20 protein-coding genes are annotated in these 23,478 nt (G+C 66.1%); 9 read left to right on the forward strand and 11 right to left on the reverse strand.

Features of this window, described 5'->3' with window-relative positions; all coding sequences use genetic code 11:
• Positions 1–327: 327 nt before the first annotated feature.
• From mexE to AC0MAZ_RS18285, 3 genes are read left to right on the forward strand one after another with little or no spacing between them, the layout of a single operon-like run.
• The gene (gene mexE / locus AC0MAZ_RS18275; protein WP_475858785.1) at positions 328–1,569 is read left to right on the forward strand and encodes a multidrug efflux RND transporter periplasmic adaptor subunit MexE; all 1,242 of its coding nucleotides are present in this window, start codon (positions 328–330) and stop codon (positions 1,567–1,569) included.
• 12 nt (positions 1,570–1,581) lie between these two features.
• Entirely contained in the window at positions 1,582–4,761 is a 3,180-nt protein-coding gene (locus AC0MAZ_RS18280) for an efflux RND transporter permease subunit (protein ID WP_203652451.1), read from the forward strand.
• Complete coding sequence (locus AC0MAZ_RS18285; protein WP_475858786.1) at positions 4,758–6,173, forward strand: efflux transporter outer membrane subunit; 1,416 nt, start codon at positions 4,758–4,760, stop codon at positions 6,171–6,173. Before AC0MAZ_RS18280 ends, AC0MAZ_RS18285 begins: the two co-directional genes overlap by 4 nt.
• A gap of 269 nt (positions 6,174–6,442) precedes the next feature.
• Here AC0MAZ_RS18285 and AC0MAZ_RS18290 read toward each other — a convergent pair whose 3' ends face one another.
• Complete coding sequence (locus tag AC0MAZ_RS18290) at positions 6,443–6,682, reverse strand: helix-hairpin-helix domain-containing protein (protein ID WP_110738643.1); 240 nt, start codon at positions 6,680–6,682, stop codon at positions 6,443–6,445.
• Positions 6,683–6,774: 92 nt separating this feature from the next.
• Between AC0MAZ_RS18290 and AC0MAZ_RS18295 the strand changes: the two genes are divergently transcribed.
• Positions 6,775–7,392 carry a LysE family transporter gene (locus AC0MAZ_RS18295; RefSeq protein WP_232856142.1) on the forward strand — a complete coding sequence of 206 codons (618 nt, stop codon included), beginning with the start codon at positions 6,775–6,777 and terminating at the stop codon, positions 7,390–7,392.
• A 3-nt stretch (positions 7,393–7,395) separates the two neighbouring features.
• On the opposite strand, the gene AC0MAZ_RS18300 is transcribed toward AC0MAZ_RS18295, so the two are convergent.
• The gene (locus tag AC0MAZ_RS18300; RefSeq protein ID WP_475858787.1) at positions 7,396–7,791 is read right to left on the reverse strand and encodes a hypothetical protein; all 396 of its coding nucleotides are present in this window, start codon (positions 7,789–7,791) and stop codon (positions 7,396–7,398) included.
• A 56-nt stretch (positions 7,792–7,847) separates the two neighbouring features.
• Positions 7,848–8,549: an NUDIX hydrolase gene (locus AC0MAZ_RS18305; RefSeq protein WP_475858788.1), complete on the reverse strand. Its 702-nt coding sequence runs from the start codon at positions 8,547–8,549 to the stop codon at positions 7,848–7,850.
• Between the two features lie 143 nt (positions 8,550–8,692).
• Here AC0MAZ_RS18305 and AC0MAZ_RS18310 point away from each other — a divergent pair, with 143 nt between their 5' ends.
• The 4 genes from AC0MAZ_RS18310 (at position 8,693) to AC0MAZ_RS18325 (ending at position 13,113) form a co-directional block, all read left to right on the forward strand.
• Complete coding sequence (locus AC0MAZ_RS18310) at positions 8,693–9,343, forward strand: nicotinamidase (protein WP_475858789.1); 651 nt, start codon at positions 8,693–8,695, stop codon at positions 9,341–9,343.
• Entirely contained in the window at positions 9,340–10,539 is a 1,200-nt protein-coding gene (pncB, locus tag AC0MAZ_RS18315) for a nicotinate phosphoribosyltransferase (protein WP_475858790.1), read from the forward strand. Before AC0MAZ_RS18310 ends, pncB begins: the two co-directional genes overlap by 4 nt.
• Positions 10,540–10,738: 199 nt before the next feature.
• Positions 10,739–12,112 (forward strand): nucleotide 5'-monophosphate nucleosidase PpnN, encoded by a 1,374-nt coding sequence (ppnN, locus tag AC0MAZ_RS18320; RefSeq protein WP_203652441.1) that lies wholly within the window; start codon positions 10,739–10,741, stop codon positions 12,110–12,112.
• A gap of 350 nt (positions 12,113–12,462) precedes the next feature.
• Positions 12,463–13,113: a TIGR04211 family SH3 domain-containing protein gene (locus AC0MAZ_RS18325; RefSeq protein ID WP_234560903.1), complete on the forward strand. Its 651-nt coding sequence runs from the start codon at positions 12,463–12,465 to the stop codon at positions 13,111–13,113.
• A gap of 51 nt (positions 13,114–13,164) precedes the next feature.
• On the opposite strand, the gene AC0MAZ_RS18330 is transcribed toward AC0MAZ_RS18325, so the two are convergent.
• The 8 genes from AC0MAZ_RS18330 to AC0MAZ_RS18365 all read right to left on the reverse strand — a co-directional run bounded on the left by AC0MAZ_RS18330 (position 13,165) and on the right by AC0MAZ_RS18365 (position 22,368).
• Positions 13,165–14,478, reverse strand: a complete 1,314-nt coding sequence (locus AC0MAZ_RS18330; RefSeq protein ID WP_475858791.1) for a c-type cytochrome — start codon at positions 14,476–14,478, stop codon at positions 13,165–13,167.
• Positions 14,479–14,489: 11 nt separating this feature from the next.
• Positions 14,490–16,277, reverse strand: coding sequence for a GMC family oxidoreductase (locus tag AC0MAZ_RS18335; RefSeq protein ID WP_475858792.1), 1,788 nt, complete (start codon positions 16,275–16,277; stop codon positions 14,490–14,492).
• A gap of 3 nt (positions 16,278–16,280) precedes the next feature.
• Complete coding sequence (locus AC0MAZ_RS18340) at positions 16,281–17,027, reverse strand: gluconate 2-dehydrogenase subunit 3 family protein (RefSeq protein WP_232856149.1); 747 nt, start codon at positions 17,025–17,027, stop codon at positions 16,281–16,283.
• Between the two features lie 191 nt (positions 17,028–17,218).
• Positions 17,219–18,205 (reverse strand): 2-hydroxyacid dehydrogenase, encoded by a 987-nt coding sequence (locus tag AC0MAZ_RS18345; RefSeq protein WP_475858793.1) that lies wholly within the window; start codon positions 18,203–18,205, stop codon positions 17,219–17,221.
• 10 nt (positions 18,206–18,215) lie between these two features.
• Complete coding sequence (locus AC0MAZ_RS18350) at positions 18,216–19,493, reverse strand: MFS transporter (RefSeq protein ID WP_028692135.1); 1,278 nt, start codon at positions 19,491–19,493, stop codon at positions 18,216–18,218.
• Between the two features lie 57 nt (positions 19,494–19,550).
• Positions 19,551–20,510 (reverse strand): sugar kinase, encoded by a 960-nt coding sequence (locus AC0MAZ_RS18355; protein ID WP_475858794.1) that lies wholly within the window; start codon positions 20,508–20,510, stop codon positions 19,551–19,553.
• Positions 20,503–21,273: an AP endonuclease gene (locus tag AC0MAZ_RS18360; protein WP_232856153.1), complete on the reverse strand. Its 771-nt coding sequence runs from the start codon at positions 21,271–21,273 to the stop codon at positions 20,503–20,505. The genes AC0MAZ_RS18355 and AC0MAZ_RS18360 overlap by 8 nt, the downstream gene beginning before the upstream one ends.
• A 72-nt stretch (positions 21,274–21,345) precedes the next feature.
• Positions 21,346–22,368 carry a LacI family DNA-binding transcriptional regulator gene (locus AC0MAZ_RS18365; protein ID WP_475858795.1) on the reverse strand — a complete coding sequence of 341 codons (1,023 nt, stop codon included), beginning with the start codon at positions 22,366–22,368 and terminating at the stop codon, positions 21,346–21,348.
• Between the two features lie 202 nt (positions 22,369–22,570).
• Here AC0MAZ_RS18365 and AC0MAZ_RS18370 point away from each other — a divergent pair, with 202 nt between their 5' ends.
• Positions 22,571–22,744 carry a hypothetical protein gene (locus AC0MAZ_RS18370; protein WP_186732228.1) on the forward strand — a complete coding sequence of 58 codons (174 nt, stop codon included), beginning with the start codon at positions 22,571–22,573 and terminating at the stop codon, positions 22,742–22,744.
• Positions 22,745–23,478: the final 734 nt, after the last annotated feature.

The raw sequence follows: 23,478 nt of genomic DNA on the forward strand, positions 1-23,478 counted from the left end.
CCGAATTACACCGCCCCTATGGAATACGTAACTTATTGATTTGGCTTGATCCTGTGGGAGCGGGTTTACCCGCGAAGAATCCAGCGCGGTGTATTGCACCGGCTGTGCTGGTGTTCGCGGGTAAACCCGCTCCCACAGAGATAACAGTTCCCTGCGCGACAGCGATGTCCTATACGAAATGATTCCAGACCAAAACCATGCGTCCGGATCGATGACGGCACCCGACCTATCATTGCGCGTGATAATAACCTTCGCTCCGTTTGATTCGTGCGCCACGCGCAAGACACTCACACTCCGCCCACTACTAATACATTGGCGGAGTTCTCCATGGATCACTCACTCAAACCCTTGCGCTTCCCCCTCGCTGCCCTGGCAGTGGTGGTGCTCAGCGCTTGCGGTCGCACCCCCGACGCCGTGCAGGCTCCCGCCGCGCCCAAGGTCAGCGTAGCCAAGGTGATCGAACAGCCGATCAACGAATGGGACGAGTTCACCGGCCGCCTCGAAGCGCCGGAAACCGTCGAAGTACGTCCACGGGTGTCCGGCCAGATCGACCAGGTGGCCTTCACCGAAGGCGCCCAGGTCAAGAAAGGCGACCTGCTGTTCCAGATCGACCCACGCCCGTTCCAGGCAGAAGTGCGCCGCCTCGAAGCCCAGCTGCAACAGGCCAAGGCCACCGCCATCCGCAGCGCCAACGAAGCCCGCCGTGGCGAGCGCCTGCGCGACAGCAACGCGATTTCTGCGGAACTGGCCGAGTCGCGCAGCAGCGCCGCCGCCGAAGCCCGCGCCGGGGTCGACGCGATCCAGGCCCAGCTCGACCTGGCCCGCCTGAACCTGAGCTTCACCCGCGTTACCGCGCCGATCAGTGGCCGCGTCAGCCGCGCCCAGTTCACCGCCGGCAACATCGTCAGCGCCGACGTCACCCCGCTGACCAGCGTGGTCTCCATCGACAAGGTGTACGCCTACTTCGACGCCGACGAGCGCGTGTACCTCAAGTACAGCCAGCTCGCCCGCGACGGCCAGCGCGGCCAGAGCACCCCGGTGTACCTGGGCCTGACCAACGAGACCGGCAACCCGCACCTGGGCCAGATGAACTTCGTCGACAACCAGGTCAACCCGCGCACCGGCACCATCCGTGGCCGCGCCGTGTTCGACAACCGCGACGGCCAGTTCACCCCGGGCCTGTACGCGCGCCTGAAGCTGGTCGGCAGCGCCCAGTACGACGCCGTGCTGATCAACGACGAAGCGGTCGGCACCGACCTTGGCAAGAAGTTCGTGCTGGTCATGGACAAGGACAACAAGGCCGCCTACCGCGCCGTGGAACTGGGACCCAAGCTCGAAGGCCTGCGCATCGTGCGCAGTGGCCTGGCCAAGGACGACCGCATCGTGGTCAAGGGCCTGCAGCGCGTGCGCCCGGGCTCGCCGGTCACCCCTGAGGAAACGCCGATGGCCAGCGAGCAGACCCTCGCCGCCCTCGCCCAGCAGCGCCAGGCCCTGGAGGCCAGCAACCCGGCGCCGAAGGTTGCCGGCGCCAATGTCAAAGTCGCCAGCGCCCAAGCGCCGCGCGGTTAAGGGACAACACCGATGAACTTTTCGAAATTCTTCATTACCCGGCCGATCTTCGCCGCGGTGCTGTCGCTGGTGCTGCTGATCGCGGGCTCGATCTCGCTGTTCCAGCTGCCGATCAGCGAATACCCCGAAGTGGTGCCGCCCACCGTGGTGGTGCGCGCCAACTTCCCCGGCGCCAACCCCAAGGTCATCGGCGAGACCGTCGCAGCGCCCTTGGAGCAGGCCATCACCGGTGTCGAGAACATGCTGTACATGTCCTCGCAGTCCACCGCCGACGGCAAGCTGACCCTGACCATTACCTTCGCCCTCGGTACCGACCTGGACAACGCCCAGGTGCAGGTGCAGAACCGCGTGACCCGCACCCAGCCCAAGCTGCCGGAAGAGGTGACGCGCATCGGCATCACCGTCGACAAGGCCTCGCCCGACCTGACCATGGTCGTGCACCTGACCTCGCCGGACAACCGCTACGACATGCTCTACCTGTCCAACTACGCCATCCTCAACATCAAGGATGAGCTGGCGCGCCTGGGTGGCGTGGGTGACGTGCAGCTGTTCGGCATGGGCGACTACTCGCTGCGGGTGTGGCTCGACCCGAACAAGACCGCTTCGCGCAACCTGACCGCCAGCGACGTGGTGGCGGCCATTCGCGAGCAGAACCGCCAGGTCGCCGCCGGCCAGCTGGGCGCCCCGCCCGCCCCGGGTTCGACCAGCTTCCAGCTGTCGATCAACACCCAGGGCCGTCTGGTCAACGAGGAAGAGTTCGAGAACATCATCATCCGTGCCGGTGCCAACGGCGAGATCACCCGCCTGAAGGACATCGCCCGGGTCGAGCTCGGCTCCAGCCAGTACGCCCTGCGCTCGCTGCTGAACAACCAGCCGGCGGTGGCCATCCCGATCTTCCAGCGCCCAGGCTCCAACGCCATCGAGATCTCCGACGAAGTGCGGGCGAAGATGGCCGAACTGAAGAAAGAGTTCCCGGAAGGCATGGACTACAGCATCGTCTATGACCCGACCGTGTTCGTTCGTGGCTCCATCGAAGCCGTGGTACACACCCTGTTCGAAGCCCTGATCCTGGTCGTGCTGGTGGTGATCCTGTTCCTGCAGACCTGGCGCGCCTCGATCATCCCGCTGATGGCCGTGCCCGTCTCGCTGATCGGCACCTTCGCGGTGATGCACCTGTTCGGCTTCTCGCTCAACGCGCTGTCGTTGTTCGGCCTGGTACTGGCCATCGGTATCGTGGTGGACGACGCCATCGTCGTGGTGGAGAACGTCGAGCGTAACATCGGCCTTGGCCTGAAACCGCTGGAAGCCACGCAGAAGGCCATGAGCGAAGTGACCGGCCCGATCATCGCCACCGCCCTGGTGCTGTGCGCCGTGTTCGTGCCCGCCGCGTTCATCTCCGGCCTCACCGGGCAGTTCTACAAGCAGTTCGCCCTGACCATCGCCATCTCCACCGTGATCTCGGCATTCAACTCGCTGACCCTGTCGCCGGCCCTGGCCGCCGTGCTGCTGAAGGACCACCACGCGCCCAAGGACCGTTTCTCGCGGTTCCTGGAAAAACTGCTGGGCAGCTGGCTGTTCGCCCCGTTCAATCGCTTCTTCGACCGCGCCAGCCATGGCTATGTCGGCGGCGTGCGCCGGGTCATCCGCTCCAGCGGCATTGCCCTGTTCGTCTATGCAGGCCTCATGGGCCTGACCTACCTGGGCTTCTCGTCCACCCCGACCGGCTTCGTCCCGGCCCAGGACAAGCAGTATCTGGTGGCCTTCGCCCAGCTGCCTGACGCCGCCAGCCTCGACCGTACCGAGGCGGTGATCAAGAAGATGAGCGAGATCGCCCTCAAGCAACCGGGTGTGGCTGATTCGGTGGCCTTCCCGGGCCTGTCGATCAACGGCTTCACCAACAGCCCGAACAGCGGCATCGTGTTCACCCCGCTCAAGCCGTTCGACGAGCGCAAGGACCCGAGCCAGTCGGCGGCGGCCATCGCGGCAGCCCTGAACGCCCAGTTCGCCGATATCCAGGACGCCTACATCGCGATCTTCCCGCCTCCGCCGGTTCAAGGCCTGGGCACCATCGGCGGCTTCCGCCTGCAGATCGAGGACCGCGGCAACCTGGGCTACGAAGCGCTGTACAAGGAAACCCAGAACATCATCGCCAAGAGCCATAACGTGCCGGAACTGGCGGGCCTGTTCACCAGCTACCAGGTCAACGTGCCGCAGGTCGATGCTGCCATCGACCGGGAAAAGGCCAAGACCCACGGCGTGGCGATCAATGACATCTTCGACACCCTGCAGGTCTACCTGGGCTCGCTGTACACCAACGACTTCAACCGCTTCGGCCGTACCTACCAGGTCAACGTCCAGGCCGAGCAGCAGTTCCGCCTCGACGCCGAGCAGATCGGCCAGCTGAAGGTGCGCAACAACCTCGGCGAGATGATTCCGCTGGCGACCTTCCTCAAGGTCAGCGACACCTCCGGGCCTGACCGGGTCATGCACTACAACGGCTTCATCACCGCCGAGATCAACGGTGCCGCGGCCCCAGGCTACAGCTCCGGCCAGGCCGAGGCGGCGATCGAGAAACTGCTCAAGGAGGAACTGCCCAACGGCATGACCTTCGAATGGACCGACCTGACCTACCAGCAGATCCTCTCAGGCAACACCGCGCTGTTCGTGTTCCCGCTCTGCGTGCTGCTGGCCTTCCTGGTGCTGGCCGCCCAGTACGAGAGCTGGAGCCTGCCGCTGGCGGTGATCCTGATCGTGCCGATGACCCTGCTGTCGGCCATCACCGGGGTGATCGTCTCCGGTGGCGACAACAACATCTTCACCCAGATCGGCTTGATCGTACTGGTGGGCCTGGCGTGCAAGAACGCGATCCTGATTGTCGAGTTCGCCAAGGATGAACAGGCCAAGGGCCTCGACCCGCTGGCTGCGGTACTGGAAGCCTGCCGCCTGCGTCTGCGGCCGATCCTGATGACCTCGATCGCCTTCATCATGGGCGTGGTGCCGCTGGTGTTCAGCTCCGGCGCCGGTTCCGAGATGCGTCACGCCATGGGTGTGGCGGTGTTCTCGGGAATGATCGGGGTGACCGTGTTCGGCCTGTTCCTGACCCCGGTGTTCTTCTTCCTGATCCGCCGTTTCGTCGAGCGTCGCCAGGCCCGCAAGGCCGGGCACGCAGTGGCCCTGGAGAACCACGCATGAAGTTGCTCAAACCCCTGACCCCGAGCCTGCTGGCACTGGCCCTGGCGGCCTGCGCGGTGGGCCCGGACTACAAGACCCCGGCCACGGAACCGGCGCAGCTCGACAGCAGCCTGCAAGCCAAGGCCTTCGACCGCAGCCGCTTCGAGAGCGTATGGTGGAAGCAGTTCGACGACCCGGTGCTCAACCAGTTGGTACAGGCGTCGCTGGACGGCAACCGCGACCTGCGCGTGGCCTTCGCCCGCCTGAAGGCGGCGCGCTCGATCCGCGAGGACGCCGCCAACGACCAGTTGCCGGTGGTCACCAGCCGCGCCAGCAGCGACCTGGGCAAGGGCCAGGTGCCTGGCCAGACCGAGCGCCGGGTCAACAGCGAGCGCTATGACCTGGGCCTGGACATGGCCTGGGAGCTCGACCTGTTCGGCCGCATCCAGCGCCAGATCGAAGCCAGCGAAGCGCAGGAAGCGGCCGCCGAGGCCGACCTGCAGCAGCTGCAGGTCAGCCTGATCGCCGAACTGGTCGACGCTTATGGCCAGTTGCGCGGCGCCCAGTTGCGCGAGCAGATCGCCGTGGCCAACCTCAAGACCCAGCAGCAGTCGCGGGACATCACCGTAACCCTGCGCGATACCGGGGTCGGCAACGAGCTCGACGTGGTCCGCGCCGACGCCCGCCTGGCGGGTGTCGAAGCCACCGTGCCACAGCTGCAGGCCGAACAGGTACGGGCGAAGAACCGCATCGCCACCCTGCTCGGCCAGCGCCCGGACGCCCTGAGCGTGGACCTGGCGCCCAAGGCCCTGCCCGCCATAGCCAAGGCCTTGCCGGTGGGCGACCCCGGCGAGCTGCTGCGCCGCCGCCCGGACATCCGCAGCGCCGAGCGCCAGCTGGCGGCGGCCACGGCCAACGTCGGCGTGGCCACCGCCGACCTGTTCCCACGGGTCAGCTTGAGCGGATTCCTCGGCTTCACCGCCGCGCGCGGCTCGCAGATCGGCTCCTCGGCTGCCAATGCCTGGGCGCTGGGCCCGAGCATCACCTGGGCAGCCTTCGACCTGGGCAGCGTGCGCGCCCGCCTGCGCGGCGCCAAGGCCGATGCCGAGGGTGCCCTGGCCAACTACGAACAGCAGGTGCTGCTGGCCCTGGAGGAATCCTCCAATGCCTTCAGCGACTACGGCAAGCGCCAACAGCGCCTGCTGGCGCTGATGCGCCAGAGCGACGCCAGCCGCAAGGCGGCGGAACTGGCCTCGGTGCGCTACCGCGAAGGTACGGTGGACTACCTGGTGCTGCTCGACGCCGAGCGCGAACGCCTGAGCGCCGAAGACGCCCAGGCCCAGGGCGAGGTCGAGCTGTACAGCGGCATCGTCGCGATCTACAAGGCGCTGGGCGGCGGCTGGCAACCCGACGTGGTGGCCAGCTCGCGCTGATCGCCCCCTGATGTGAAGACTCCTTTGGTTGGTTCCTCCCCCAACCGTTTGCCCCGAAGGCCTTGGTCTTCGGGGCTTTTTTATGCTGCTCCAAAGGCCCTGCACGCCCCTCTGTAGGAGCGGCCTTGTGCCGCGAAAGGGCTGCGTAGCAGCCCCGGCGATTGATGTGTCAACGCTGAACCCCTGGGGCCGCTACGCAGCCTTTTCGCGGCACAAGGCCGCTCCTACAGGGGAAACGGTCAACGTGCGTGCCACATCTGGACAGCCCGTCAAAAAGCAACCTCCCTGGCCCGCGCAATCGCCGCCTGTATCGCCCCCCGCGCCTGCGGGCTGTTCTTCCAGCAACTGCTGCCCACCAGCCCGGCCGCCTCGCTGACGATCTGCAGGGCATCGGCCCCGGCCAGTCGCGCCAGCGAGTCATAACCCAACTGCTCGAGCCGCTGCACCACGGTCGGCCCCACGCCCTTGACCGCCAGCAATACCGCCCGCTCATCCGCGCTGAACGCCATCTTCACCTCCCTGTGCCGCCATGGCTTTGCAAGTCCCGCGAATAATGGCATATATCGTGATCTGCCCGCCCACCTTCCCCAGGAGACTTCCCATGCTCGGCGTGACCGACTACGGCGCTTTCGTGATCGCGTTCCTCATCCTCCTGGCGATCCCCGGCCCCGGCAACTTCGCCCTGATCACCGCCACCGGCAAGGGCGGCATCAAGGGCGGCCTGGCCGCCACCTTCGGGGTGATCCTCGGCGACCAGGTGCTGATGTGGCTGGCGGTGGCCGGCGTCGCCACCCTGCTGGCCACCTACCCGGCCGCCTTCCATGTGGTGCAGTGGGCCGGCGCCGCCTACCTGGCCTGGCTCGGCCTGCGCATGGTGCTGAGCAAGCCCGGCGGCGCGCCGCGCGACAGCGGCATGGCCAGCGGCCGCTACCTGCGCCAGACCATGATGATCACCCTGCTCAACCCCAAGGCGATCATGTTCTACATGGCGTTCTTCCCGCTGTTCATCGACCCGGTGCGCCACCAGGGCGTGGTGACCTTCGCCTTCATGGCGCTGACCGTGGCCGGCCTGACCCTGCTCTACGGCCTGGTGGCGGTGCTGCTCACCCACCGCCTGGCCGAGCGCATGCGCGCCAGCCCGCGGGTGACGCATGCCCTGGAGCGCCTGGCCGGTGTCTGTCTGGTGGGCTTTGGTATCAAGCTGGCGGCGATGCGCTGAGGCTCAGGCGTCGCGCAGCAGGTCGTGGGCGTCGAGCAGGCGGAAGGCTACCTGCGGATTGCGCTCGAGGCCACGGCGAATGGCGGCCGGGATCGACTGGCGGGTCTTGCGGCACAGCCCTGTCTGCGCCGCAAGCTCGATGACGATGCCGCGCATGGTGCGCACTTCGTTGAAGCCCGGGGCGATATACACGCGGATGCCCAGTTGTTCGTAGAGGCGCGCTTGCAGGCGCTGCAGGTCCTCCAGATCCTTGAGGTTTTCCAGGCGTTCGACCAGGCGCTTCTCCTCCTCGCGGGTGAGCAGCAGGATGCGTCGCTCGGGGCCGTCGGCCAGGCGTTCGCGGCCGCAGTCGCAGGCGCCCGGTGGACAAGGATGGCGTTGGGGAGGCGGGTTGGTCATGGGGCAAGGATAGTCGTTACTCGACGACTGCAGGAAGAGGCCGCAACCTGTCCTGACTATCCTCCCGCCAACAGACTCCGGTCGAACATGAACGCCCCGCTCCCCTGCGGGGTATGCCGGTACAGTTGCTGTGGCCGCCCCAGCCTGGGCTGGTTCTTCTCTCCGGTGTCCTGCACCCAACCTTCGCTCTTCATGCGCTCCAGACGTTTGCGCATTGAGGTGTTGTTGACCGGCTGTCCCAGGCACGCCTGCGCGGCGGCCAGGGCGTCCAGCACGGTGAACCGCTCGGGTGCCAGGTACAGCGGCAGGTTGGTGTACACGGCCTTGGCCGCCAGCCGTTCGTAGGCGCGCTCGACCAGCAGACGATGATCGAACGGCAACGGCGGCTCATTATCCAGGACGCCTTGCAGATCGAAGAAGGCAATCTGCGGATCCTCGACCACGACCGCAGGGTCGAGCAACGCCAGGTAGTAAGTGCTCAATGTCCAGCCCCGCGGGTCGCGGGAAGCATTGCCCTCGGTGCCAACCTGCTCCAGGTGGCGCGGGCGCACCTTGGCCTTTTCCGAGAGAGCCCGGCAGGCGGCGACATCCAGATTGTTGTCCGCAGTACTGCCATTGACGATGACGCCCGGCAAGGCCCACTGGCCCTTGTAGGGCTCGCGCTCGCGCGGGGACAGCAACACCTCCAGGCGCTGGCTGTGTGGCGACAGGCGCAGGGTGACGATATCGACACTGGCCAGGACTTCAGCTGTGCTCACGGAACGGTTCCTTAATCAACGTCCGCCTATATTCCACCAGGGCGATTAAATAGAGCAAGTCTGAACCCCTGGATAAAATAATCTTGACACACTTAATTCACCAGGTGAAATATATAGCCATTCCAGCCGAGGAGCTTCCTCCGATGAAAATCGCCAGTTTCGATGTCGACGCGCAGAACGGCTTCACCGCCAACGCCCCCCATGAGCTGCCGGTGCCCGGCGGCCACCTGATCGCCCCCGCGCTCAACGCCATGGCCCAACGCGCCTCGCTGCGCCTGGGCAGCAAGGACGCCCACCCGGCCAACGCCGCCTGGGTGGTCGCCGAGCCGGGCCAGATGCTGCAACCACTGACCTTGGCCAATGCCGACCTGACCTGGGTCCGCCACTGCGTCCCCGGCACCCCGGGGTTCGAGCTGCTGCCCGGCCTGCCCGCCCCCATCGACTACGACTACTTCGTCTGGAAAGGCGTAGAACCCGACCTGCACCCCTACGGCGCCTGCTACCACGACCTGGCCGAGCGCCGCTCCACCGGCGTCATCGAGTACCTCAAGGTGCAGCAGGTACAGGCGATCATCGTCGGCGGCCTGGCACTGGACTACTGCGTGCGCACCACTGCCCTGCAACTGCGCCGCGCCGGTTTCGAGGTACTGCTGTACCTGCCGGCCTGCCGCGCCCTGAGCGCCGAGGGCGCACAGGCGGCCTGCGATGAAATGGCCAGCACCGGCATCCACCTGTGTGCCGACGAACAGGCCCTCGATACCCGGCTCGACCAACTCAAGGAGGCCCGCCCATGAGCGACAGCGTCTTTGGTCCACGGATCATCCAGAACCTGCTGGATACCGATTTCTACAAGATCACCATGATGCAGGCAGTGCTGCACAACTACCCCAACGCCGAGGTGGAATGGGAGTTCCGTTGCCGCAACGACGAGGACCTGGCGCCCTACCTCGCCGAGATCCGCTACCAGGTCGAGCAGTTGGCCGATGTCTCGGTCACCCACGACCAGTTGGCCTACCTGGAGAAGATCCCGTTCATCAAGCCGGACTTCATCCGCTTCCTCAGCCTGTTCCGCTTCAACCTGCGCTACGTGCAGGTTGGCCTGGACGATGCCGGGCAACTGGCGATCCGCGTGCGTGGCCCGTGGCTGCATGTGATCCTGTTCGAGATTCCGTTGCTGGCGATCATCAGCGAGGTACGCAACCGCTACCGCTATCGCGAAGTGCTGATCGAACAGGTCGGTGAGCGCCTGTACCAGAAACTCGACTGGCTCAGGGCAGAAGCCAGCGACGACGAGCTGGCCGGTCTGCAACTGGCCGATTTCGGTACCCGCCGGCGATTCTCCTACCGGGTGCAGGAAGAAGTGGTGCATATCCTCAAGCGTGATTTTCCCGGGCGTTTCGTCGGTACCAGCAACGTGCACCTGGCCCGCGAATACCAGGTCAAACCCCTAGGCACCATGGCCCATGAGTGGTTCATGGCCCACCAGCAGCTCGGTCCGCGCCTGGTCGACAGCCAGGTCGCCGCGCTGGAATGCTGGGTACGTGAATACCGTGGACAATTGGGCATCGCCCTGACCGACTGCATCGGCATGGATGCGTTCGTGCACGACTTCGACCTGTACTTCGCCAAGCTGTTCGATGGCCTACGCCATGACTCGGGCGATCCGCTGGCCTGGGCCGAGAAAGCCATCGCCCACTATGAGCGGCTGGGGATCGACCCGAAGGGCAAGACGCTGATCTTTTCCGATGGACTGGATTTCCAGAAGATGCTTGAGCTGTACCGTGCGTTGAATGACAGGATCCATGTCAGCTTCGGCATTGGTACCAACCTCACCTGCGATATCCCCGGGGTAAAGCCGATGAACATGGTGATCAAGATGACCGCCTGCAACGGCGCGCCGGTGGCGAAGATCTCCGACAGCCCGGGCAAGACCCAGTGCCGGGACGAGAATTTCGTGGCGTACCTGCGGCATGTGTTCAAGGTGAGGTGACCTTCGTGGGAGCGGGCTTGACCCGCGATGCCTTACCGGCCCTGATCGCGGGGCAAGCCCGCCCCCACAAAGCCCCCTCCTACAAAGGCCACTCCCACGATTGCCAGCCAGGCTTTTTCACCCGCCCCCTCGTTGCCACGCACATTTGCTTGTATGGTGTTGTCCAAGAAGGATGTTTTACCCGCACAGGAAAGACCAGATGCCCCAACGCAATGTCATCAACGCCTCCGTCAGCCCCAAGGGCAGCCTGGAGACGCTGTCGCAACGTGAAGTCCAGCAACTGAGCGAAGTCGGTACCGGCAGCCTCTACACCCTGTTCCGCCAGTGCGCCCTGGCCATCCTCAACACCGGCGCCCATGTCGACAACGCCAAGACCATCCTTGAGGCCTACAAGGACTTCGAGGTACGCATCCACCAGCAGGACCGCGGCGTGCGCCTTGAACTGCTCAACGCCCCGGCCGACGCCTTCGTCGACGGCGAAATGATCGCCAGCACCCGCGAGATGCTGTTCAGCGCCCTGCGCGACATCGTCTACACCGAGAGCGAGCTGGCCAGCCAGCGCATCGACCTGGAAAGCTCGCAAGGCCTCACCGACTACGTCTTCCACCTGCTGCGCAACGCCCGCACCCTGCGCCCGGGCGTCGAGCCGAAGTTGGTGGTGTGCTGGGGCGGGCACTCGATCAGCAGCGAGGAATACCAGTACACCAAGAAGGTCGGCCACGAGCTGGGCCTGCGCAAGCTGGATGTCTGCACCGGCTGCGGCCCGGGCGTGATGAAGGGGCCGATGAAGGGCGCCACCATTGCCCATGCCAAGCAGCGCATGCACGGCAGTCGCTACCTGGGCCTGACCGAGCCGGGCATCATCGCCGCCGAGGCGCCCAACCCGATCGTCAACGAACTGGTGATCCTGCCGGACATCGAGAAGCGCCTGGAGGCCTTCGTCCGCGTCGGCCACGGCATCATCATCTTCCCCGGTGGCGCCGGCACCGCCGAGGAGTTCCTGTACCTGCTCGGCATTCTCATGCACCCGGACAACCAGGACTTGCCGTTCCCGGTCGTGCTCACCGGGCCGCGCAGCGCCGAAGCCTTCCTGCAGCAGTTGCACGCCTTCGTCGGCGCCACCCTCGGCGAGGCCGCCCAGCGTCACTACCAGATCATCATCGACGATCCGGCCGAAGTGGCCCGGCAGATGGTCGAGGGGCTCAAGGTGGTCAAGCAGTTCCGCCGTGAACGTAACGACGCGTTCCACTTCAACTGGCTGCTGAAGATCGACGAGGGCTTCCAGCACCCGTTCGACCCGACCCACGAGAACATGGCCAACCTGGCCCTGCGCCGCGAACTGCCGCCCCACGAATTGGCGGCCAACCTGCGCCGTGCGTTTTCCGGGATCGTCGCCGGCAACGTCAAGGACAAGGGCATCCGCCTGATCGAGGAGCACGGGCCGTACCAGATCCGCGGCGACGCGGCGATCCTCGACCCGCTCGGGCGCCTGCTGCAGGCGTTCGTCGACCAGCACCGCATGAAGCTGCCCGGTGGGGCGGCGTATGTGCCGTGCTATGAGGTGGTGGCTTGAGGTAGCCGCTGCAATGGAGCAAAAAGTAATGCTGTGATTTAGCTGGGGCAGCGTGGGAGCGGGCTGGCCCCGCGATCACCGGCAAAGCCGGTGCCATCTATCGCATCGCGGGGCAAGCCCGCTCCCACGCTGATAAATGTTGCAACGCTGTTCCCTGTGCAACAGCTTAGCCAGATGGGCTGGGCAGTTTCCTGATGGGGATACGGCCAGCAACATCCTGCAGACATTTCCTGCGCCAAGCAGTGAACCTGCCTACAAAAAAACGGTCTTTCGCTGACGGTCAATCCACCCGACCGGATCGCCGGCCCAGTCATCGGGCCTTCATTCGTCCTGTTTCAGCGAAGACCAGCATGCCAGACATCCAGCCCGCTTCCCCTGCCCTCACCGCCCTGCGCGGCGGCCTGATCGCCGCCCTGATCGCCCTTGCCGTTCCGGCCCACGCCGAAGAGCCGGCCAGCGATGCGCGCTGGGTCAGCGACAGCCTGAGCACCTACGTGCGCAGCGGTCCCACCGATGGCCACCGCATCGTCGGCACGCTCAAGTCCGGGCAGAAGGTCAGCCTGGTGACCAGCCAGGGCAACTACAGCCAGGTGCGCGGACAGAGCGGCGACCTGGTGTGGATCCTCAGCAACGACCTGCAGGCCGTGCCCGGCCAGAACGAGCGCCTGCCGCAGCTCGACGCCCAGGTGGCCGAGTTGTCCGGCCAGTTGAAGAACATCGACGACAGCTGGAAGAACCGCGTGCAGGGCATGCAGGAGACCCTCGACTCGCGCAAAGCGCTGATCGACGAGCTGGAAAGCCGTAACAAGGCGCTCAACGAGCAACTGGCGCAGAGCCAGTCGACCCTGCGCGACACCCAGGCGCGCCTGGGTGACGAGAACAAGCAGGTGATGATGCGCTACATGGTCTACGGCGGCAGCATCGCCGGGGCCGGGCTGCTGGCGGGGTTGATCCTGCCGGCGCTGACCCGCGGCCGTAAACGCAACGACCGCTGGTTCTGAGTGGTGGGGCCGGGGGCAAGGTCGTGCAGACCCGTTGCCCCCGGCCACTGCTCAGGGCTCCTGGATACCCGTGGTATCGCCGATCAACGACTCGGCCTTCAGTGCCGGCGGCGCCTGCTTGCGCAGTTGCGCCACCTGCCCCGCGTTCACCGCCGGTGCCTGGTTGCCCCAGCTGGCGCGAATGAAGTTGACCACATCGGCCACCTGCTGGTCCGACAGGCGCCAGCCGAAGCCCGGCATGCTGAAGGTCGAGGGTGCCGTCGCCGTGGCCGGCAGGGTCGCGCCCTCCAGCACGATATGGATCAACGAGGTGGCATCCTCGCCCTGCACCACCGGGTTGCCGGCCAGCGCCGGGAACACCCGGGCGTAGCCCTTGCCGTCGGTGCGGTGGCAGGCACCGCAGTTGTCGACGTAGAGCGCCGCGCCGGTCTTGCCGTCATTGCCCTGCCACAGCGCCTGGGCGACGGCAGGATCCTCGCGCAACGGCTTGTCGTCCGGGTTCACCGGCGGCAGGGTCTTGAGGTAGCGGGCGATGGCGGTCAGGTCGGCGTCGCTCATGTACTGCATGCTGTGCTCGACCACGTCGCTCATGCCGCCGAACACCGCGGTGCGCTCGTTGCGCCCGGTCTTGAGGAAGGCAACGATCTGCGCCTCGTCCCAACTGCCCAGGCCATCCTTGTGATCACCGCGCAGGCTCTTGGCAATCCAGCCCTCCAGGGGCGCGCTGCCGGACAGGAACGCCGCGCCGTCGCCGGCATCCAGGGCTTTTTCCTGCATGGTCAGCGCCCGCGGCGTGTGGCACGCGCCACAGTGCCCCAGCCCTTCCACCAGGTAGGCGCCGCGTGCCACCAGCGGATCGCGTCCGGCGGCTTCGAACGGCTTGACCGGCGGCGCGAACAACCCACGCCAGAACGCCAGCGGCCAGCGCATGCTCAGCGGCCAGGGGATGTCGCTGCCCTTGTTCTGCTGCTCCACCGGCTGCACGCCGTGCATGAAGTAGGCGTAGAGCGCCTGCATGTCCTGGTCGCTGACCCGGGCGTAGGACGGGTACGGCATGGCCGGGTACAGCGTGCTGCCATCCTTGCCGATGCCCTGGCGCACGGCACGCTCGAAGTCCTCGTAGCTGTACTGGCCGATGCCGCTCGCGTGGGGGGTGATGTTGGTCGAGTACAGGGTGCCGATGGGCGTTTCCATGGGCAGCCCGCCGGCGAATGGCTTGCCGCCCTTGGCGGTGTGGCAGGCCACGCAGTCACCAGCGCGGGCCAGGTATTCGCCTTGCCTGACCTGCGCCGGGTCCACCGCGTCGGCGGCCTGCAGCAAGGTGCTGGCGCCCAGGCCCAGCATGGCGATGAGCAATGTCTTCATGTTGGCTTTCCTCACGCCTGCACCAGTGGACCGGGGTTCTTCAGGTAGCGCTCGCGGATCGCCCGCGCCGACCAGTAGGTCAGTGCCGCCACCAGGCCAGTGGGGTTGTAGCCCAGGCCCTGGGGGAAGGCCGAGGCGCCGGGGACGAACACGTTGTGCACGTCCCAGCACTGCAGGTAGCGATTGAGTGCGCTGGTCTTGGGATCGGTGCCCATGATCGCGCCACCGTTGAGGTGGGTGGTCTGGTAGGTGGAGGCATCGAAGTGCTGGCCGAAAGCTTTCTTGCCCGCGCTGATCGCCTTGGGCCCCATGGCCTCGGCGATCTTGCCCATGCGCTCGACCATGAAGCGGTTCATCTTCACGTCGTTGTCCTTCCAGTCGAAGGTCATACGCAGCAGGGGCAAACCGTAGGCATCCTTGTACACCGGGTCCAGGTCGAGGTAGTTGTCGCGGTAGGACTGGTGCGCGCCATGGGCGTCCATCGACAGCATGTGCCGGTAGCTGTCGGCCACCGCGGCCTTCCAGCCACTGCCCCACTTCGGCGTGCCCGGCGGCACCTTGGTGCCGGAAATCGGCTTGGCGCCGGCCTGGTTGACCCAGAACGGCGAACCGCCGACGAAGCCGTGGGGGCCATGGTCGAAGTTGTCGGCGTTGAAGTCGTCCACCGCCACGCCGTTGCCGCCGGCGCCGATGAAGGGGTTGGTGTGGTGGCTGTCGCGGTCGAAGAACGCGGTCACGGTGGAGATGTTCTGGTAGGCGAAGTTGCGTCCGACCACCCCTTCGTTGCTCACCGGGTCGTAGGGTTTGCCGATGCCCGAGAGCAGCATCAGGCGCACGTTGTTGTACTGGAACGCGCCGAGGATCACCAGGTCGGCCGGTTGCTCCACCTCTCGCCCCTGGCTGTCGACGTAGGTCACGCCGGTGGCCAGGCGCTTGTCGGCGGTCAGGTTGACCCGCAGCACATGGGCGTTGTTGCGCAGCTCGAAGTTCGGCACCTGGCGCAGGGCCGGGAGGATGTTCACATTGGGCGAGGCCTTGGAGTACATGTAGCAGGCATAGCCGCTGCAATAGCCGCAGAAGTTACACGGCCCCATCTGCGCGCCATAGGGGTTGGTGTACGGCCCGGAGGTGTTGGCCGAGGGCAGGTTGTAGGGGTGGTAGCCGACCTCGCGGGCGGCCTTCTCGAACAGCTGCGCCGACACGGTGTTCTTCTGCGCCGCCAGCGGGAAGTCGCTGGAGCGGTCGGCAGCGAACGGGTTGCCGCCCTTGTCGCGGCCTACCACCTGGCCCTTGATCGACCAGGCCGTGCCGGAGGTGCCGAACACCTTCTCGGCGAAATCGAAGTACGGCTCCAGCTCTTCATAGCTGACGCCGAAGTCCTGGATGGTCATGCCCTCGGGAATGAACCGCTTGCCGTAGCGCTCCTCATAGTGGCTGCGCAGGCGCAGTTCTACCGGGTCGACACGAAAATGCACGCCGGACCAGTGCAGCCCTGCTCCGCCGGTGCCGGTGCCAGGCAGGAACGCGCCGAACTGACGGTACGGCACGGCCACGTCGTTGATGCTGTGGCGCAGGGTCACGGTCTCACGGGAGATGTCCATGAACAGCTTCTTGCGCGAGTTGTAGGTCAGCTCGTCCATGGTCTGCGGGTAGACGCCGTCCGGGTAGGTGTCGCGGGCCGGGCCGCGCTCCAGGGCCAGCACCTGCAGGCCGGCCTCGGTCAGTTCCTTGGCCATGATCGCCCCGGCCCAGCCGAACCCGACGATGACCACATCGACTTTCTTCATCACTTGGCTCATGGCTCAACCTCGCTCGCCGCTGATGGACACTGACGGGAAGGGATAGCGCTCGTCGCGCTCCACCCAGTCCATGAAGTCGGCGCGGGCGCCGGGGAAGCCGACCAGCTTCCAGCCGGCCAGGCCCTGGTTGCCGCCGTGCAGGGGGTCGCTGAAAAAGCCCTCGCGGGTGTTGAGCCAGAGCATGCCGAGGAAGGTGGCCGCCGGCACCGTGGCAAAGACCGGCTTGCCGCCGTCCAGGGCCTCGAGCACCTGCTGCTGTTGTTCAAGGCCGAGCTGGGCGAACGCCTTGCCGAACTGCGCCTGGCACCAGGCGTCGGTTTCGGCGATGCCCAGCCGGTAGATCTCCTGGGGGCTGAGCTTGAGCTGGTAACCCAGCTCGGTGGGCGCGTCGGGGCGGAATGGCCCCTGCATGTACCACAGCCCACCGCTGCCGTAGCGGGTGTTGAGCTGACGGTCGATGAACTCGGGCACGCCGGCATCGGCCGCACCGGGGCCGAGGGCGTCGGTGGGGATCAGCACGGCCACGGCGGCGCTGACGAAGGCCCACTCCTCGCGGGTGAAGAAGCTCGGCTGGTAGGCCCGTGCCGGGGCCGCTCGGGCCGGTTCGGCAGGTGCCGGGGTGACGCTGTCGGCGAGCACTGCGCTGCCCAGTCCCGTGCCGGCGAGGGTCGCCACCGGGATCAGGGTCAGGGATTGGCGCAGGAACGCCCGGCGCGCCGGTTGCACGGAGGCGGGTTGGTCCTTGGACATGAGGATGTCTCTCTGTTGATCAGGTCATACGGAAATCGTCGCCCTTTTCACCGCTGAAGATCCCGGAGCCACAGGCCGAGACAGCGCTGTCTCGGCGGAGCGGCCTTGTTTTGCCAAAGGGTCGCGGCGCGACCCCGGGATATCGAATCGGGCAAGGGCTGTTGTTATGGCAAGCACAGTGCTCGCCCCGCTCATGGGTTTCGCCGCGACCAGGCAAGCGGGTTGACCAGGTTCTGCGGCCGCTCGCCGGCCAAGGCGGCCAGCAGGTTTTCAACGGCGCAACGGGCCATGGCCTCGCGGGTCTCCTCGGTGGCCGAGCCGATGTGCGGCGTCACCACCAGGTTGTCCAGTTGCAGCAACGGCGAATCGGCCGGCAACGGCTCGCGCACGAACACGTCCAGGCCGGCGCCGCGAATGCGCCGCTCGGCCAGGGCCTGGAACAATGCAGCCTCGTCCAGCACCCGACCACGGGAGATATTCACCAGGACCGCCGACGGTTTCATCAGCGCCAGTTGTGGTGCGCCGATCAGGTTCTCGGTCGCGGCGGTCAACGGCAGGCACAGGCAGACGAAATCGGACTCGGCCAGCAATGCCTCCAGGCTGCGATGCGCGGCGGCGAACCGCGCCTCCACCTCGGGCCGTGGCTGGCGGGTGTGGTACAGCACGCGCATGCCGAAACCGGCATGGGCGCGGCGGGCCAGGGCCTCGCCGATACGGCCCATGCCGACGATGCCCAGGGTCTTGCCCTGCACATCGCAACCGAACTGCGCCGGCCCGATACCTGCCTGCCAGTGGCCGGCGCGGATCCAGCCGTCGAGCTCGACGACCCGCCGGGCACAGGCGAGGATCAGGGCGAAGCCGGTGTCGGCGGTGGTTTCGGTGAGCACGTCGGGGGTGTTGGTCAACAGCACGCCGCGCTGGTCGAAGGCGTCGATATCGTAGTTGTCGACGCCGACCGATACACTGGAGACCACTTCCAGCTGCGGCGCCAGGTCGAGCAAGGGGGCGTCCAGGCGCAGGCTGGCGCCGAGCAGCCCATGGGCGCCCGGCAGCGCCGCACGCAGGCGGGCGAGGCCGTCGGCACTGGGCGATTCGACCATGGTCACCTCGGCGTGCGCCTGCAGGCGGGCCATGAGCGCGTCGGAGAGGCGTTTGTAGAGGACGATGCGTTTCTTCATTGCACGGTACCTATCGGCTGGGCGCCAGGCTTTGCCGGCGTGTCTGTTGCAAGGGGTTGAGAACGGCGGTCAGGGCCACGGCCAGCAGCAGCGCCACGCACATGAACAGGTAGGAGGCGCCGGGTCCGCCGGTGGCGCCATTGAGGTAGCCCACCAGCCACGAGCCGGAAAACGAGCCCAGCGCGCCCATGCTGTTGATCAGCGCCATGGCGCCCCCGGCGACGTTGGCCGGCAGCAGCTCGGGGACGATGGCGAAGAACGGCCCGTAGGGCGCGTACATGCAGGCCCCGGCGATCACCAGCAAGGCGTAGGACCACCAGAAATGCTCGGTGCCCAGGCTGTACGAGCCGTAAAACGCCAGGGCGGCGATCAGCAGTGGCGGCCAGACGAAACGCTTGCGCTTCTGCAGGCGATCCGAGGCCCAGGACACGCCGAGCATGGCCACCACCGCCCCCAGGTACGGCACCGCCGACAACCAGCCGGCGGTGACGATGTCCAGCGCCGCCGCCTGCTTGAGGATCGACGGCAGCCACAGCACGAAGCCGTACACGCCGATGCTCCAGCAGAAGTACTGCAGCGACAGGATCAACACCGTAGGCGAGCGGAACGCCTCGCGGTAGTTCTTCACCGGCTTGATACCCTGCTGCTCGGCGTCCAGCGCCTGGCGCAGCGCCGCCTTCTCGCGGGCGTCCAGCCACTTGGCCTGCTCCGGGCGGTCATCCACCAGGCGCCACCAGATGAAGGCCCAGAGAATCGCCGGCGCGCCTTCGATGATGAACATCCAGCGCCAGTCGAACTGCTGCACCAGGTAGCCCGAAACCACCGACATCCACAGGATGGTCACCGGGTTGCCGAGGATCAGGAAGGTGTTGGCCCGCGAGCGCTCGGCGCGGGTGAACCAGTGGCAGAGGTAGATGAGCATGGCCGGCATCACCGCCGCCTCCACCACGCCCAGCAGGAAGCGGATGACGATCAGCAGGTAGACGTCGTGCACCACGCCGGTCAGCGTCGCCAGGCCACCCCAGAGGATCAGGCTGGCGAAGATCAGCTTCTTCACGCTGCGCTTCTGCGCATAGAGGGCGCCCGGCACCTGGAAGAAGAAGTAGCCAAGGAAGAACAGCGCGCCGAGCAGCGACGACAGCGCCGGGGTGATCTTCAGGTCGTCGGCCATGCCCGAGGCCGCGGCAAAGCCATAGTTGGCCCGGTCGAGGTAGGCCAGGCTGTAGGTGATGAAGACGATGGGCATGATGTACCACCAGCGTCTGGGAGCGAGTCGATCAAGCTGCATGGGGATTCTCCTGGTCTTGTTGTTCTTGTCACATCAGGTGCCGGACGGTCCGGCGATTCAGCGTGGTTGGATCGAAGCGTGTTCGTGCAGGTCCAGTTCGTGGCGTTGCGGCAGGCCTTCCATGTCGCCCCGGCTCTGCACCGCCCGGCTGCCGCACCAGTTGCCCCGGGCCACGGCCCGGCGCAGTGGCAGGCCCTCGAGCAAGGCGCTGATCACGCCGACGGCGAAGGCGTCACCCGCGCCCACGGTGTCGACCACCCGGGCCACCGGAAAACCGGGGACCACACCGTGCTGACCTTGGGCGTCGCGCCAGTAGGCACCTTCGGCGCCGAGTTTGATCGCTACGCATTGCACGCCCTGCTCGAGGTAGAACTCGGCAACGGCCTGCGGCGAATCGCGGCCACTCAGCAGGCGCCCCTCCTCAAGCCCGGGCAGGACCCAATCGGCCTTGAACGCCAGGGCGTTGATCTCGCGCACCATGGTCTGGCGGTCCGGCCACAGCGAAGGCCGCAGGTTGGGGTCGAAGGAAATGCTGCGGCCATGGGCGCGCATGTCGTCCAGCAACTGGTGGCAGAGCGCGCGGCAGCTGGCCGACAAGGCCGGTGGAATGCCAGTGGCGTGCAGGTGTCGGGCCTCCAGCAACGTGGGTTGCAGTTGAGCCGGCGACAACCGGCTGGCCGCCGAGCCACGACGGAAATACTCGACTTTCGGATCGCGGCCGTCATCGCAGCGCTCCTTGAGCTGGAACCCGGTGGGATGCTCGTCATCGATCTCGACGCTCGAACAGTCCAGCCCTTCCTGGCGCAGGGTGTCGAGCACGAAGGCGCCGAGCGAGTCGTTACCCACCCGGCTCAGCCAGCGCACCCCCAGGCCCAGGCGCGCCAGGCCGATGGCCACGTTGCTGTCGGCACCGGCGATGCGCTTGCCGAAACCCTCGACCTGGGCCAGTTCGCCCGGCTGCGCGGCCACGAACATGGCCATGGTTTCACCGAAACACAGGACGTCGCGCTCAGCCATGGCACACCTGCCCTTCCAGCTGCGCCAGTTGCGCGACCTGCCGCGCGGTCAGCGCCAGCAGGTCATCACCGGCCAGGGGGTATTCGATGGCCCGCGGCAGGTCCGGGGCGAAATAGGTCATCAGCTCGCGCCACTGGGCCAGGTCAAGCGCCTGGGGCACGACCGCGACCAGGCGCCCGTCTGCACGCCGGGCCACGGCCTTGCAGTGCACATAGCGCACCCAACGGCCCAGCAGCTGTGCCGCCAGCAGCGGTGATTCGTCATGCCAGTACCAGTTACCGATATCGAAGGTCATGCCCGGTGCCACGCCCTGCTCCTGCGCCTCGCGGAAGAATCGTTCCAGGACCTGCAGCCGTCCGCCGTAAGGCGTCTGGTCGTTTTCCACATACAGCGCTGTCTTGTGCCCCAGCAATGGCGCCAGGGCCTGCAAGTCACAGCCTGGCTGGTAATGCCCCAGCGACACCTTCAGCGCCACCGCGCCGATTTCGCTTGCCAGTTGCAGGCGCTGGGCGATGGCCGGCTCCAGGCTGCCATCCTCGCGCCACAGCTCCAGTGGCGTGGAGTAAAGGCTCTGCAGGCCATGCTCGGCGGCCAGGTTGGCCAGGGTGGTGGCAGCGGGCGTGGCGTCGAACAGTTCCTCACGCCATTCCACCCGCCGCGCACCGGCGGCGGCCAGCAACGGCAGGTAGCTGGCCTGACCCAGGCGCCGCACGGCATCGGCACCGAAACTCGACAAGCTGATGGAGACAATGGGCGATTGCATGTGTGTGGTCCTTGTTCTTGTAGATAAAACCGGTTTCATTTTTCGCCAGCAGCATCGGCGTCAAGGACGCCGTCAGGCTTGTGATCGGGTGGAGCCTCGCGGGATCAGCTCGGCTTGCAAATCCAGGCGCCGCGCCGGCGAACCGCTGCCTTGCAGGCGCTCCAGCAGGCATTGGAACGCTGCGGCACCGATCCGCCCGGTGGGCTGGGCCAGGGCGGTGATGCCGCTGCCCACCAACGGGTACCAGTCCAGCTCGTCGAGCGCCAGCAGGCCGACGTCCTGGAACAGCGTTCCGCCACGGGCGTGCAGCACGCGTACCACCTCCAGGGTGGCAACGCCGTTACAGGTGAACAAGGCCTGCGGGCCGTGCCCCGCCCCGGCGATGAAGCTGCCCAGCTGCTCCGGCAAGTCCGCGCCCACCGCCAGCACCTGCCCACGCAGGCCAGGGCGCCGGGCGATGGAGGCCTGGAAGGCGTCAACTCGCTCCTGGCGGGAGCTGGTGCCGTCGAGCGGCTCGGTCACGGCGAGGATGTCGCGATAACCGCAACGCTGCAGGTGATCAAGGGCCTGCTCGACGGCGTCGCTGTTGTCCAGCCCCACCAGGTCGACTGCCAGGCCGGCCAGTTGCCGGTCGACCAGCACCATCGGCAGGTCGAGGGCCAGCTTGGCCAGCTCGTCGGCGCGGTGGCCGAGGGTGTTCACGATCAGGCCGTCGACGTTGTACGACTGCAGGGCTTGCAGGTGGCTGCGTTCCTGATCGTCGTCGTAGTCGGTGTTGCACACCACCAGGCTGTAGCCGTGCTGGCGGCAGGCAGTCTCGACGCCGTGCATCACCGCCACCGAGTAGGGGTTGCGGATATCAGCCAGGAGCATGCCGATCAGCCCGGTGCGGCCGCGCTTGAGGGCGCTGGCCATGCGGTTGGGGCGATAGCCGAGGCGTTCGACGACGGCCTCGATGCGTTGCGCGGTGGCTTCGGCGAGCAGTTGCCGGTCCTCGCCCATGTAGCGCGAGACCGTGGCCTTGGAAACGCCGGCGGCCTTGGCGACTTCGCTGATGGTGACCCGACCGCGGACGGATGTTGGCTCTTTGTTCACCCTGTTTCCTTCTTGTTTGCGCTTTTGCAGGGTTGATGAAAACGGTTTCAATGAAATCAGGGATGGGGGGTGGCGTCAAGTGACGGGCTTTCTGCCAAAGCGGGTGGATTCAGTGCCAATCGCTTGTCCTGGCGCTTTGCATGGGGGGCTTCGGGGTTATGGTGGTTTCATGGAGTTCGTTCGCCCTGCCTTGGAGATGGCCATGACCACGCTGTTCAGGATCAGTCTGATTTTGCTGCTTGCCGGTATGGGGATGGGGGATATCGTGGTGGCCAGTGTGGGGTTGGTTGGGTTGTGTGGGGGGGCTGTGGTGCTCAGTGTTCGGCAGGATGATGGTGAGGTACGGGGGGGTGGGGAGTCGGAGTTTATTGCTTGAAGGCTCTGGCTCTTGGGTGATTGTTTTGATTTTTGTGTGCGCATTCGTAGAAGATATCGACATTTAGTCACCTTTCCGCCCTTACGGCGGGTTACTTTGGTCTTGGCCAAAGTAACCAAAGCCGCCCCGCTCCGTTCATCCGGCCCCTGCGCTTCGCTCCGGGGTTCCCTCGCTCCGTTCTTGCTCCCGGGAGGACCGCGCTGAACGCCCCATCCTGGGGCGCAGCGCTTGACGGCCATCCATGGCCGTCACCTCCCTCCGCAAGAACTCCGCTCGGCCTCCTGAAGTCGCAATTGGTGTTGCCTGAGCTATCGCGCGCTTAGAAGCAAGAGCAAGAGCAAGAGCAAGAGCAAGAGCAAGAAATGCGAAGTCAGTTGTTTTACAGTTAGTTATGTATTGGCTTTTCCGGCCCTTTCGCGGGGCAAGCCCGCTCCTACAGAGTTATATATAACGACGACTATCGCGTGGGAGCGGGCTTGCCCCGCGATACGATCGAGAGATCAACTAAGCTTTCAACTAGCGACAGCTACGCCAGTCCAGGCGCCGCTCGTAACTTCGCGACTTCAGGAGGCCGAGCGGAGGTCTTGCGGAGGGAGGTGACGGGCATGGATGCCCGTCAAGCGCTGGGGCCCAGGATGGGCCCTGCAGCGCGGTCCTCCCGGGAGCAAGACCGGAGTGAGGGAACCCGGAGCGAAGCGTAGGGCCGGATGAATGGAGCGCCACGGCTTTGGTTA

Source organism: Pseudomonas sp. A (assembly GCF_056270345.1).